The sequence below is a fragment of the Bacteroidota bacterium genome (assembly GCA_020161395.1).
Taxonomy (GTDB): Bacteria; Bacteroidota; Ignavibacteria; order Ignavibacteriales; family Ignavibacteriaceae; genus UTCHB3.
Window position 1 is genome coordinate 119,151 of record JAIUOE010000005.1, and the last position, 11,682, is coordinate 130,832.

Consider the following 11,682-nt stretch of genomic DNA (forward strand, 5'->3'; position numbering starts at 1 on the left):
TTTTCCAAATTATACGGGTAACAAGAAGAAAAGTGAAAAACCATCATCTATCTGAATTTCCCGGTACCGTGTGACGATTCGAAGTTTGTCACTATTCCTAAAATCTGTTTTTTTGATGCAGGCTGATGCCGTAGCTTTTTCCGGCAATCGCATACAGTTCATCAATTTGATGCCTAAGCAGAGGTTTTATTCCCCCTGTTTTTGTTGCTTCAAGCACGACCTTTGCAGTATGCTCAAGTTTGTCGGTTCTGTAAAATGCCTCTTTCAAATTCCTGCCCGTGGCAACCGCACCATGATTTTCAAGCAGAAAAACCGTTGCATATTCGAGAAAAGGATCGAGAGCGCGGTGAAGTCCGTCCGTTGAAGGAGCAGCATATCTGCATGTCGGGATACGCCCGAGTGTAAGAATAACTTCGGGGAAAAGAGGCTTATCCAGGGAAATATTTGAAGATGCACAAACAAGTGCAGAGACAGGATGCGTATGCACCACTGCATTTACATCACTTCTGTTCTGATAGATATGCAGGTGCAGTTTATATTCTGTACTGACCTTTCTGCCTCCGGAAACTTTTTTCCCGTCAGCGTCAATTTCCACTAAATCGCCTGCAGTTATCTCGCCTTTGCAAACGGAGGAACCTGTTATCAGGATGTTTCCGTTCGCAAGCCTGACAGACAAATTCCCGTCAGTTGCAGCCAGAAAACCCCTTTCCCAGGACAATCTTGAGTAGTGAAGAAGTTCTTCTACTTCCTGCATTTTCTTTCCAGAGCTTCCATGAGCTGCATGTTCACAAGCCCGTCAAGTGAGGTGATTGGTGGTTGTACTTTTTTAAGAAACGATGTATTCACATCACGCAACAGACGGTAGAGTTTGTTTGCTCTTTTTCGGAAGACTTTCTGAGCTTCTCCTTCAAGGCTTATCATAAGTTTTGAAGAGCTGTAGCGCATCCCGATCAGATTATCTATGCGAATAGAGCCTTTGTGACCGGTTATTTTAAGGGAGTTTATTCCCTTTTTTGCTGCGTAGGAGACTGTAAAATTACCAAAACTGCCGTTCTCGAATTTTACAATGGCAGTTGCGAAATCTTCAACATCGGCTTTATAAACGAGGTTGTCGAGATATCCGGAAATTTCAGAAATATCTCCGAGTAAAAACCGGAAGGTATCTATCATGTGGGTTCCGAGGTCCCGAAGCGCACCTCCCCCTGCCTGCGCCCGCTCATACCTGAAATTTGAACCGGGTACGAGGTCGACATTAAAATCAGCCTGAATGCTTAAGATTCTGCCAAGTTTGTGATTATCCAGCAGGTCCTTTGCCTTTACTATAAAGGGGTGGTACCTGTAGGTGTAGTTGATGGTAAAGATTCTGCCGGTCTCCTGGGCGAGTCTGTGCAACTCAGCGGCTTCCTCGGCGGTGTTCGTTACAGGCTTTTCACACAGCACAAAAATTCCGGCAAGAAGAGCCTTTTTTGCCTGCAAAAAGTGAGTCGAGTTGGCGCCTGCTATGTAAACCGCGTCAATTCCTGATGCAAGAAATGCATCAAAATTATCAAAATGGTTGGCTGCACCAAATTTGTCTGCAAATGATTTAGCCCGGTGGATGTCTCCACTGTAGACCGAAAGAAGTTTTGCCCTCCTCAAAAGGTTGAACGCGGGCATAAACCCCGTCTCAGCGAAGTTCCCAAGACCGGCGATGCCCCACATCATTTTTTGTCTTCTGATAGAGGAAGCTATATTAAGCATTTTTTTACCTTTTGAGAAAAAGTCTCATTAAATTTTAAGTTTTTCCATCAGCATGTTCACCGGTTTCGGGTTTTGCATTATGTAGAAATGCAGACACGGTACACCTGAATTGATAAGTTCCTCGGCTTGTTTCACTGCCCAGTTTACTCCCACTTCCATCACATGCTCTGGTTTTGCTTCCATTATTTCACCCGAGAGTTCTTCGGGAATGTTGATGTAAAAATTCTTTGGGATGTTCTTCAGATGCGATTTTGAAGTCAGTATCTTCAGTCCCGGCAGTATCGGGGCGGTAATTCCGATTTCAGCCGCTTTCTCACGATAATTGAAAAATGCCTGATTGTCAAAAAACATCTGAGTGACTATGTAGTCAGCTCCTGCTTCAATTTTTTGCTTGGTGAAAAGCAGATCTGTCTTCAGGTTTGGAGCTTCATAATGTTTTTCAGGATAACCTGAAACTCCGATACAAAAATTGGAGGGTTTTGCATCCAGAAGTTCCTCCTCGAGGTAGATTCCTTTGTTCATGTCAGTGACCTGTTTAACCAGATCGATAGCATATTTGTTTGTCGTTCTGCCGCTTGAAATCTCTTTTTCAAATCCCTTGTCGTCTCCCTGAATGGCGAGAACATTGTTCACCCCAAGATATCCGAGTTCGATAAGAAAATCTTCGGTCTCTTCCTTTGTGAAGTTTTTACAAAGGATATGGGGAACAGCTTCAATTCTGTATTTGTTCTGAATAAGGGCACAAATTCCCAAAGTCCCCGGGCGTTTGCGGATAACTTTTTTTCTGATTCCTTTTGGAGTCTCTTCATAAACTATTTCGGCTGCATGGCTTGTTATATCGATAAAGGGAGGTTTATAACGGGCAATACTCTCTATTGTGTGAAGAAGGCTGTCGATTTCACCACCTCTTTTGGGTGGAATTATCTCAAAACTGATTAATGTATCTTTAGCGTTGGCAAGAACTTCTGTAACTTTCATCTAATCTCAGCACTGTTTGATTTATTGTGATTATAATAACTTAAAACGAATCCGTAAATTTAAACTATAATTATGAAAAATTATCCGTTTTACATCATTTTTTTATTTAACGGACTCATTTTAAACAAATCTCAAAAATGAATTTATTACTCTCTAAATTTGATTTACTGATGCCCTCTGCCTTGAAACCCCGGAAAATTTATACATGAAAACAGCACTTTTACTCTCCGGTGGTGTCGACAGTTCTGTTGCACTTGCCTTGTTGAAAGAGCAGGGACATGATGTTACCGCTTTCTACCTCAAAATCTGGCTCCAGGATGAGTTCACCTCCCTCGGTGACTGCCCGTGGGAAGAGGATATTGAGTATTGCGAAGGGGTTACAAAAAAACTCGGCATCCCTTTCGAAGTGAGAACCATGCAAAATGAGTACTGGGATGCAGTGGTTTCTTACACAATCGATGAAATTAAGGCAGGCAGAACTCCAAATCCGGATATCTTCTGCAACAGTCTGATAAAATTTGGCAAGTTTTTTGACAAAATTGATGATTCCTTTGAAAAGGTGGCAACCGGACATTATGCCGGAGTGGAGGAAGTCGACGGGAGATTTCTGCTGAAGATTACCCCCGACCCCGTGAAGGATCAGACTTATTTCCTTTCTTATTTGAATCAAAATCAACTCTCAAGGGCTTTGTTTCCATTGAGTTCACTCAAGAAAAGTGAAGTCAGAACTGTGGCTGCGAGATATGACCTGCCGACACAAAACAAAAAGGACAGTCAGGGAATCTGCTTCCTCGGACAGATAAAATTTAAGGATTTTATCAAATACCACCTCGGTGAAATGCCTGGTGACATGATTGATATAGATACCGGAAAAACGATGGGAAGACACAGCGGTTACTATTTTTACACCATCGGGCAACGGTCAGGACTTGGCTTGAGCGGCGGTCCCTGGTTTGTAGTTCAGAAAGATATCCCAAACAATATTCTCTACATATCCAGAGAAGATGAATCAATCGACCGTGAAAGAGACAAATTCAGGGTAACCAATTTCAACTGGTTTGCAGGGAAACCACCCGAATCGATGGAAGGTCTAAAGGTAAAGGTAAGGCACGGTCCAAACTTCTACAATTGCACTCTTAACTTTGACAGTGAAATTTCGGCAATTGTAAAAATTGAGAAACCCGACAAAGGCATCGCCCCGGGACAGTTCGCTGTCTTCTATCAGAATGGCTGGTGCCTCGGGGGAAGTTTGATTTTTGGGATATAGGATTTCGGTTTCAATTCTACTCCCACTTCCCGTTTTTAACAACGCCCATATAACCTGTGACGACTTTACGGGTTGAGTCAAAGAATTGATAATCCTTTTCGAGGTCATATCCAGCGGGATTGTGGGGTCTTGTGGTTATAAGGGTCTCGTGAACACACCATTTTGCATCACGATTGCACCCGCTGTTCTCCGCAATATATTCATAAAGAATTGTTTCATCCTGAAATTTATTCTTTACCATTTTTGCTTCTTTCGCCATCCCCGAAAATGTTTTGGTCTCGGCATCAACAGCATAAAATGAATATATTTTCTTCAGGTTTTTTACCATCTTTTCCGTAAGAGTATACCCTTTTGGAATTCCCAACTCACCATCAAGCATTATGTAGGTTATCCTGTTTTTTGTGATTCCTTCCGGGTCGAGAACTTCAAGTTTACGCATTTTCATACTTTTATTGTTCGGGTCATCTCCCCCGATATAAAGGAAATCAAACATTTGATGTGCCGGGAATACTCCACTCGAGTGAACTATCAAATAGGTTTCGTTAAATCCATATTCCTGATATGCCGCTACATATCTTTTTGTCATCTTTTTTATTTCAATCTCCCTTGAATCGTAATATTCTTCCACGGGACCCTTCACCACTATTATCATTCCGATATTAAACTCGTTTAACTTTGCCTTGTAAAGCTCCTCCGTCCATTTCTGAACCCATTTTAGTTTTGCCCCCATACCACCCATGGTAATTAGTACATTCCTCCCTTTTAAGTTTTCCTTGCCTGATGGATAAATGATGACGATTTGATTCTTTCCGATTGAGTCTGAGGGGGTGAAATCAATGGAATTCTGAGAGGCAGAGTCAATCAATGATGTGTCTGAATTTATCTTCCCCGCAAGAACGACTGTCTTTTTATCATCTGAAGAATTATTGACAAAAGTAAACAGAGTAAGAAATGAGACTATGAAAACAAACACTATGATTATTATCTTTTTCATTGTTACGGCTCTTGGAATTTAAAATTTCTGATCTGTTATTATAAATGATTTGGAATACTGTACAAACGATCTGAACAGATATTTCAGGAACAGGGAGTTTTAGGTCGCATCTAAATTGAGTCAAGAATTGTTCATTCTCCGTAGCGGAAGTCCGGAATTGCAGGATAAATCTTATTATGGTAAATTTGGTTAATCATTTCCATAAAAATCCAGTACACAATTGATCAAATTCAAGCAATTAACCAAAAAGTTCGGCTCTTTCACAGCCGTGAATTCCATCGACCTCCACATAAAAAAGGGGTCTCTTTTCGGATTCCTGGGACCAAACGGAGCGGGTAAATCAACTTCAATTAAGATGCTCACCGGTATATACTCTCTGACCGAAGGTGATATTGAAGTTAAAGGAATTAGCATTCTTAAAGATGCACAAGCGATAAAGCTCATCACAGGTTATATTCCCGATCAGCCATTTCTTTATGACAGGCTTACCGGTCTGGAATTTCTTTATTTCTGCGGGGGGCTTTACAATCTCGATAAAAAGAGTGTGAAATCAAGAATCGATGAAATGATTGATACTCTTAAACTTGGCGACTGGCTCAACAAACGAACCGAAGAATACTCACAAGGAATGAAACAGCGAGTGGCGATTGCATCCGCTTTCCTTCACCACCCCGAACTGATAATTCTCGATGAACCTATGGTCGGTCTCGATCCGCAGTCGGCTGTGTTGGTGAAACAATTTTTGAAACGGAAATCAGAAGAAGGGATTACTGTTTTTATGTCGACCCACAGCCTCAATGTAGTGGAAGAAATCTGCACTGATGTCGGCATTATCAACAAAGGAAAAATAATCTTTTCGGGCGGGCTTGAAGAACTCCTTTCCATGAAAAAAGAGTTGAGCCACAACTTTGAAACTCTGTTTATTGAACTGACAAGCGAGACTGAAAATTAGATGACCCAAATTCTCCATATCATCTGGTTTAAGATACTAGCCTTCATGAAGCCGGAGATGGATTTTTCAGCGCGCGGACTGGTAAAAAGTGTCGGGAGCACGCTCGTTTATGCTGGTTTTGCAGCGGGAGCATATATTTTTGCCATAAGGGCACTCGATTTCCTGCTGATAGAGCAACGAATAGGGCTTTTTCTGCTTCACCGGTTTATCTCGATAATTTTATTCATATTCTTCCTTTCTGTGAATGTTGGCAACATTGTTGTTTCATACTCCACTCTTTTCAGATCTCCCGAAGTGGCATTTCTCCTGACAAAACCGGTAAATCCCATCCGGATTTTCGTTATTAAGTTCTTTGATAATTTTTTCTATTCCTCCGGAACCCTTATAATGGTGATGGTGGCACTTCTGACCGGATTTACACTCTACTTCAAAGTAAATGTTCTCCATGCAGTGTTCCTGTTCCTTTTTAATTTTCTTCCTTTTATGCTGTCGGCGGGACTTCTTGGTGTGCTCCTCCTGTTGGTTTTGATAAATACAGCTCTGAAGTTTGGATTTAAGCGAGTTGTAGCTGTCCTCGGTTTGGGCTATATTGGTATAATTGTTCTCTTTTTTCAGGTATCATCGCCCATCGATACGGTCGCCGGTGTGATGAAATTTTTTCCGAATGTCGATGGCTATTTTGCTTCCCTGATTCCTCCCTATATCCGTTTTCTTCCAAGCAACTGGCTGGCTGAAGCGATGTTCTGGACAGTGAAAGGAGATATTTCAGCAGCATTTCCATACTATCTTCTGCAGGTTTCCCTCTCATTTTTTCTGTTGATTGTGGTTACTCTAATCGGGAAGGCAACATTTCTTGATACCTGGCACAAGTCGATCGATTTCAGAGAAAACAGGGAAACAAAGGTGAGCAAGCCCCCGATATTTGCATTCAGGAATACCTCGTTTTTGAAAAATGCCTTTTCAGAGGTGATTTATAAAAGAGAGTTTCACCTTTTTCTACGGGAACCAGCTCAGGTGATACACTTTTCAGTCCTTTTGTTTCTGATCATTATCTTTGTTGCGAGCCTATCAGGTATCTCGATGCTCGCTTCAAACAGGTTCCTGTTGTTGACAACCATTTTTATGGCTGTATATCTGTTTAATGTGTTTTTTATCGTCACGCTTGCTCTCAGGTATGTTTTTCCTCTCATAAGCCTCGAAGGAAATGTAGTCTGGAAGATTAAATCTGCTCCCGTAAGTACTCGGAAACTGTTAAGAAAAAGGTTGATGATTCCCTTGACCATCATTTTGATTCTCTCACAGATGATGTCTCTTTTTATTGTTTGGAGATTTTCACCTTCGCTCGTGCTCCCGATGGCGATCATCTCTTTTTCATCCTCGTGGTTTCTTGTAATGATGAGCTTTGGAATGGGAGGACTGTTTATCAACCTGAAAGAGAAAAACCCCGTGAGACTTTCATCGTCCCAAGGGGCTTCAATTTCTTTTTTGTTCAGTATGATCTATCTTGTGCTACTGATTGTTGCTCTTTATGTACCGCTTTCACAGTTTTTCAACAACTTTCTGCGTAACAGGATTATTGATGCTTCAGCTTTATACACCACTTCCCTGCTCGTTTTCCTGGTCTCCATAGCTTTCGGCTGGTTCTTTTACAGAATCGGCATCAAGTCATTGGAGAAAGATGTATAACTCTTTTTTAAGTTTAAATTCGTTCATACCGAAATATAACAATTTACAACACGATTTTATAGCACAGTTTTAGCACTGTTAAAACAGGAGACGGCTGCAAATTTACGCTGAACAATCACAGTCATCAGATAAAATCAAGTACCATTTTTTATCGATTTTTGCAAAATAGAATCTCTTTTGTATCCACTTGTCCACCAGAATGACAACTTTCATCACCTGTGCGTTCTTGTATTTCGCAGGGAGTGAATATGCCACACCTTTTTCTTTTTCATGATCCCAGTACTGTGGAAATTTACTGTTCTTAAAGTAATAAACGCCGTTTTTATCTTTTGACTCGTCACATTGACCGTTTTTCGGCATTTTATTGTAGAATTTTAATCCTGTAATATTGTTCTTTTCCCAACCGGTTTCCTGTGGCATCATAATTCCGTAGTTGTTTTCACGCTCGAGAACGCAGAATGCTCCCGGATTTGTAGCCCGTGCGAATCCGACAACAGGATGAAAAAAGTTTGTAACTGCCTTGTCATTGTTGTAGAGCAGCATATTGAAATTGTTATTGTACCAGGTTTGCTCCAGAAAATATTTCAGAAATTTCGGGAAATCCGACTGATTACGAAGTTTATCGTTCGATACCTGCGATTTGCTTGTAGTATCCGCCGTTGTCTCTTTCTGTTTTCCTTGTGCTGTTACGGTTACTGTGATTAACAGACTGAAACACAGGACAGTAAGCAGGGATGATTTTATTCTTTTCATTTTTTGGTTCCGTTTATCTTATTTTTGGAATTAGCTATTTATCGTATCTGACCACAGTTCTGACAGTTTTTGTGATCTTTGTGTCTTTTTGTTCAGCACCAATCTCACCTTCATGATTGTTGAAAATTATCTCTTTTAAAAGTTCATTTTCATACAAAAACGAAGTTATCTCTGTAGTCCCGCCTTGATACAGTTTCATTTCGACCAATCGTTCACTCGAATCGTACAAATTGTCCAACCCCACATTATGAGAATAGACATTGTTAATTCTTCCATATTTATCGCCTGAAGTCGACATTAAACTAACCGAGTCTTTCGCAATATATTTACCATCTTCATATGAAATTTTAACCGACTGATCTTCGCCAAATCTGATTGCAACTTCAATAAGTTGTCCGTTTGCATACTTGTAATCGTAATTGACTTTATCTTCATTTTCTCCAAATTGAAGATTTGTTATTTTCCCCAAGCCATCTCTTTTAATGACGAGAGAATTTACCTCTCCTTCTTTTGCACCTGTAAGGAGACCCGCTTCATAATTATATGCGGTTGTGAGTCTTACTGCGTTCTCTGCTCCTGGAAACGGGGAAGTGTAAACTACGGACATCAGCTTTCCATCTGAATCATAGTTAAATGTGGTTGAGTCGAAAGGAAGTGGAATTTGATCAGTGAATGGATTTATGTCATATGAAACATATGTTTCTTTTTTTATACCATTCTTTTTGATTGCGGTTTGCCAGACAGGGAGGAATTTATCTCTGATATTGTTTGAATATTGAAGATAAGCCAGAACATTTTCAGGAATAAAATCCTGAGCACTGGTATTGATGAATAATCCCAACAGTACAGCTATCAAATACTTTTTAAACATTACGATTCCTCAGAATTAATAGAATTATAAATGTAACTTAATAAATGGAATCGCAAGAAACACGAAACAACATGAAATAAAAAAAAGGTCGCCACCCTCTCGAATGACGACCTAAAAATTATTGCATTATTGGATTATTGCATTACTGCATTATCACATCAGTAGGCGTATAAAAATCCCTGTCTTTTGCGGGCTTCCTCATCCCACTGCTTGGCTACAGTTTTCAGGAATTCCTCTTTGTCAGCCATCATGGCTTTTAGATCGAATCCAAGAATCGACTGCGCTTTCGCCTTTGTGGAAAAGTCAGGGAGCACTACAGGATAAGTTTTCCCGTGCTTAATCAGAATGATAGCGAGTTCCTTTCGTGCTTCTTCAGCTTTAGCAAGAGATGTTCCAACAACACGAAGTGCTTCAACGGGAGCATGGAAACCAAGTCCGTTTGCAGCAGCCACCCAATCCCATCTCCATTGAGCATGACGGATGAGCTTTAGTGCGGGCTTCATTTCTTCTGGAGTGGCACCGGCATCCCATGCGGCTTTAGCTTCAAGATGAGCTGATGCTATCGCCTTTTCTGCGATTCTTCTGAGTTCTTCCACTCTGTCCTGTCTGTCATACACATCCTGAATCAGTTTATCTGCTTCTTCACGGTGGCAAACCTGGCATGAATTTGCCACATTTGCGAGAGGACTTTGAATATGGTGATCAGTGTACTTTACACCACCTTCGGACTTGTACGGCATGTGGCAATCGGAGCACGATACGCCTCTTTTTGCGTGGATGCCGGTCATGAAAAGTTCAAAATCAGGGTGCTGGGCTTTGAGCATCGGAGCTTTTGAAAGCTTGTGCTCCCAATCTTTGTAGTCCATTTTATCATAATATGCTTCCATCGAATCAGCACTGAAACCGTTATCCCAGGGGAAGGTCAGGTATTTTCCGTCACCTTTGAAATAATATTCCACATGGCATTGTGCACAAACGAGTGATCTCATTTCCTGTCGTGAAGCTTTTGTGATATCTTTGCCTCTTCTTTGATATGCTTCCACGAGAGCAGGTCTGGTGATACGAAGATTCATGCTCTTGGGATCATGACAGTCCTGACATCCGATCGGATTCACTATTTCCGCTCCTTTGTCTTTCCACTTTCCTTTATAAAAGTCGGTAGCCCCAACTTTATTCATAACTCTCGGCACATCGGTACTCTTGCAGCTCCAGCAGGTGGCAGGTTGTGGACTCTCTTTCACACCACCGGTTCTTAGAGTCAGGCGGATATCCCTGATTGCATGTCCATGGCCTCTTCCCTGCTTGTAGTCTTTCGCAAAGGCGTAACCTGCCCACATTATCACCAGTTCGGGGTATTTTTCAAGATAATCTATTTCTTTCGATCCTCCATGCTTGCTCGCAAAACTGGTATCGAGTGTTTTCATGTAGGTTTCATATTCACGGGGATAGTTCTCTCCCCATACTTCATTTCTTGGTTCCCAGTCTGCGATTGGTTTAACAGCCTGAAGTGTGAAGCTTTCGGCTCTCCTCTCGACAATGGTTGAGGCAAAAAGGCCGAGTATAAATACAACTGCAACCGTACCAAGGAAGATTACCCAACCCAGCCACGGTTTTTCTTTTAATAATTCGGAAACAGGTTTCATTTAGTCCTCTGGTTTCTGGTTTGAAGTGTTGGTTTTAAGCCACTCAGGTACAACGGGAGTAAGTCCGGGTACTTTTGCATCGGGAGTGGATGACAGGGAATTTACTCTTCCGTGCGGCACATCTCTGTGACAGTCCCAGCAGTAAACTCCTTCCATATCAATGGATCTGTTCCCGGCAGCATATCCCCTGTTCGAAATTGGATGTATAGTGTTGTCATGACACCTGATACAATTCGCCTGTACAGCCTGTTTTCCGGCATCTTTTATCTTGATCACTTGCGGCTCAAGCCTGAATGTGAACATAAAAGAGTGCCTTAGACCATCCTGGGCTTTGAACATGTATTTGGAGATGATGTTGTCGTGGGGAACATGACAGTCGTTACAGACGGTTACCCGTCCGTGGCTGCCCTTCTCCCATGTGGCGTAGTAAGAGTTCATTACATGGCAGTTGATACATGCTTCGGGTTTGTCTGAAGCGTAGGAAAGTGCATTCGAAATGTAAAGGACATGAAAGCCCAGTCCAAAGAAGATGCCAAGCGTAACGATAACAGGAAAACGCCAGTTCGGGGGTGGAATCAGTAGATTGAGTAACTTTTTTATTACTCTCATTCCGTTCTTTCCGGTTTGTTAGTTAAATCAGATTTTTAATTCTGCTTAAATCAAAACTACAAAAACCAGCAATTGTATGCAAGAAAATTCTTTCGAAATATACAATTTATTTTAGAAATGTAAAGTATTATTTTCAGGATTTTTTCAAAAACTGTCCGGAACTGGTATAATTCGGACGAAACCGGTGGA

Annotated in this window: 11 protein-coding genes; 3 read left to right on the forward strand and 8 right to left on the reverse strand. The window is 41.3% G+C overall.

Annotation, left to right across the window (positions count from 1 at the left end; genetic code table 11):
• Positions 1–97: 97 nt before the first annotated feature.
• The 3 genes from LCH52_09735 to LCH52_09745 are packed head-to-tail and all read right to left on the reverse strand — an operon-like array spanning position 98 to position 2,718.
• Positions 98–754 carry a class II aldolase/adducin family protein gene (locus tag LCH52_09735; protein ID MCA0388762.1) on the reverse strand — a complete coding sequence of 219 codons (657 nt, stop codon included), beginning with the start codon at positions 752–754 and terminating at the stop codon, positions 98–100.
• Positions 742–1,740, reverse strand: coding sequence for a Gfo/Idh/MocA family oxidoreductase (locus tag LCH52_09740; protein MCA0388763.1), 999 nt, complete (start codon positions 1,738–1,740; stop codon positions 742–744). Before LCH52_09740 ends, LCH52_09735 begins: the two co-directional genes overlap by 13 nt.
• A 27-nt stretch (positions 1,741–1,767) precedes the next feature.
• Positions 1,768–2,718, reverse strand: a complete 951-nt coding sequence (locus tag LCH52_09745) for a methylenetetrahydrofolate reductase (GenBank protein ID MCA0388764.1) — start codon at positions 2,716–2,718, stop codon at positions 1,768–1,770.
• A gap of 205 nt (positions 2,719–2,923) precedes the next feature.
• Between LCH52_09745 and mnmA the strand changes: the two genes are divergently transcribed.
• Positions 2,924–3,985 (forward strand): tRNA 2-thiouridine(34) synthase MnmA, encoded by a 1,062-nt coding sequence (gene mnmA / locus LCH52_09750; protein MCA0388765.1) that lies wholly within the window; start codon positions 2,924–2,926, stop codon positions 3,983–3,985.
• A 16-nt stretch (positions 3,986–4,001) separates the two neighbouring features.
• Here the strand turns inward: mnmA and LCH52_09755 are convergent, their stop codons facing one another.
• Positions 4,002–4,979 carry a hypothetical protein gene (locus LCH52_09755; GenBank protein ID MCA0388766.1) on the reverse strand — a complete coding sequence of 326 codons (978 nt, stop codon included), beginning with the start codon at positions 4,977–4,979 and terminating at the stop codon, positions 4,002–4,004.
• A gap of 220 nt (positions 4,980–5,199) precedes the next feature.
• Here LCH52_09755 and LCH52_09760 point away from each other — a divergent pair, with 220 nt between their 5' ends.
• Positions 5,200–5,931, forward strand: a complete 732-nt coding sequence (locus tag LCH52_09760) for an ABC transporter ATP-binding protein (protein MCA0388767.1) — start codon at positions 5,200–5,202, stop codon at positions 5,929–5,931.
• Positions 5,932–7,617 carry a hypothetical protein gene (locus LCH52_09765; protein ID MCA0388768.1) on the forward strand — a complete coding sequence of 562 codons (1,686 nt, stop codon included), beginning with the start codon at positions 5,932–5,934 and terminating at the stop codon, positions 7,615–7,617.
• A 102-nt stretch (positions 7,618–7,719) separates the two neighbouring features.
• Here the strand turns inward: LCH52_09765 and LCH52_09770 are convergent, their stop codons facing one another.
• The 4 genes from LCH52_09770 to nrfH form a co-directional block, all read right to left on the reverse strand.
• Positions 7,720–8,370 (reverse strand): hypothetical protein, encoded by a 651-nt coding sequence (locus tag LCH52_09770; protein ID MCA0388769.1) that lies wholly within the window; start codon positions 8,368–8,370, stop codon positions 7,720–7,722.
• 34 nt (positions 8,371–8,404) lie between these two features.
• The gene (locus tag LCH52_09775; GenBank protein MCA0388770.1) at positions 8,405–9,241 is read right to left on the reverse strand and encodes a hypothetical protein; all 837 of its coding nucleotides are present in this window, start codon (positions 9,239–9,241) and stop codon (positions 8,405–8,407) included.
• 158 nt (positions 9,242–9,399) lie between these two features.
• Entirely contained in the window at positions 9,400–10,884 is a 1,485-nt protein-coding gene (gene nrfA, locus LCH52_09780) for an ammonia-forming cytochrome c nitrite reductase (protein MCA0388771.1), read from the reverse strand.
• Complete coding sequence (gene nrfH / locus LCH52_09785) at positions 10,885–11,493, reverse strand: cytochrome c nitrite reductase small subunit (GenBank protein MCA0388772.1); 609 nt, start codon at positions 11,491–11,493, stop codon at positions 10,885–10,887. It lies immediately after the preceding gene.
• Positions 11,494–11,682 lie beyond the last annotated feature (189 nt).

Bases quoted from the DNA above. Each gene is read 5' to 3' on its own strand.
- LCH52_09735 (MCA0388762.1), bottom strand. From the start codon at position 754: ATGCAGGAAGTAGAAGAACTTCTTCACTACTCAAGATTGTCCTGGGAA.
- LCH52_09740 (MCA0388763.1), bottom strand. From the start codon at position 1,740: ATGCTTAATATAGCTTCCTCTATCAGAAGACAAAAAATGATGTGGGGC.
- LCH52_09745 (MCA0388764.1), bottom strand. From the start codon at position 2,718: ATGAAAGTTACAGAAGTTCTTGCCAACGCTAAAGATACATTAATCAGT.
- mnmA (MCA0388765.1), top strand. From the start codon at position 2,924: ATGAAAACAGCACTTTTACTCTCCGGTGGTGTCGACAGTTCTGTTGCA.
- LCH52_09755 (MCA0388766.1), bottom strand. From the start codon at position 4,979: ATGAAAAAGATAATAATCATAGTGTTTGTTTTCATAGTCTCATTTCTT.
- LCH52_09765 (MCA0388768.1), top strand. From the start codon at position 5,932: ATGACCCAAATTCTCCATATCATCTGGTTTAAGATACTAGCCTTCATG.
- LCH52_09770 (MCA0388769.1), bottom strand. From the start codon at position 8,370: ATGAAAAGAATAAAATCATCCCTGCTTACTGTCCTGTGTTTCAGTCTG.
- LCH52_09775 (MCA0388770.1), bottom strand. From the start codon at position 9,241: ATGTTTAAAAAGTATTTGATAGCTGTACTGTTGGGATTATTCATCAAT.
- nrfA (MCA0388771.1), bottom strand. From the start codon at position 10,884: ATGAAACCTGTTTCCGAATTATTAAAAGAAAAACCGTGGCTGGGTTGG.
- nrfH (MCA0388772.1), bottom strand. From the start codon at position 11,493: ATGAGAGTAATAAAAAAGTTACTCAATCTACTGATTCCACCCCCGAAC.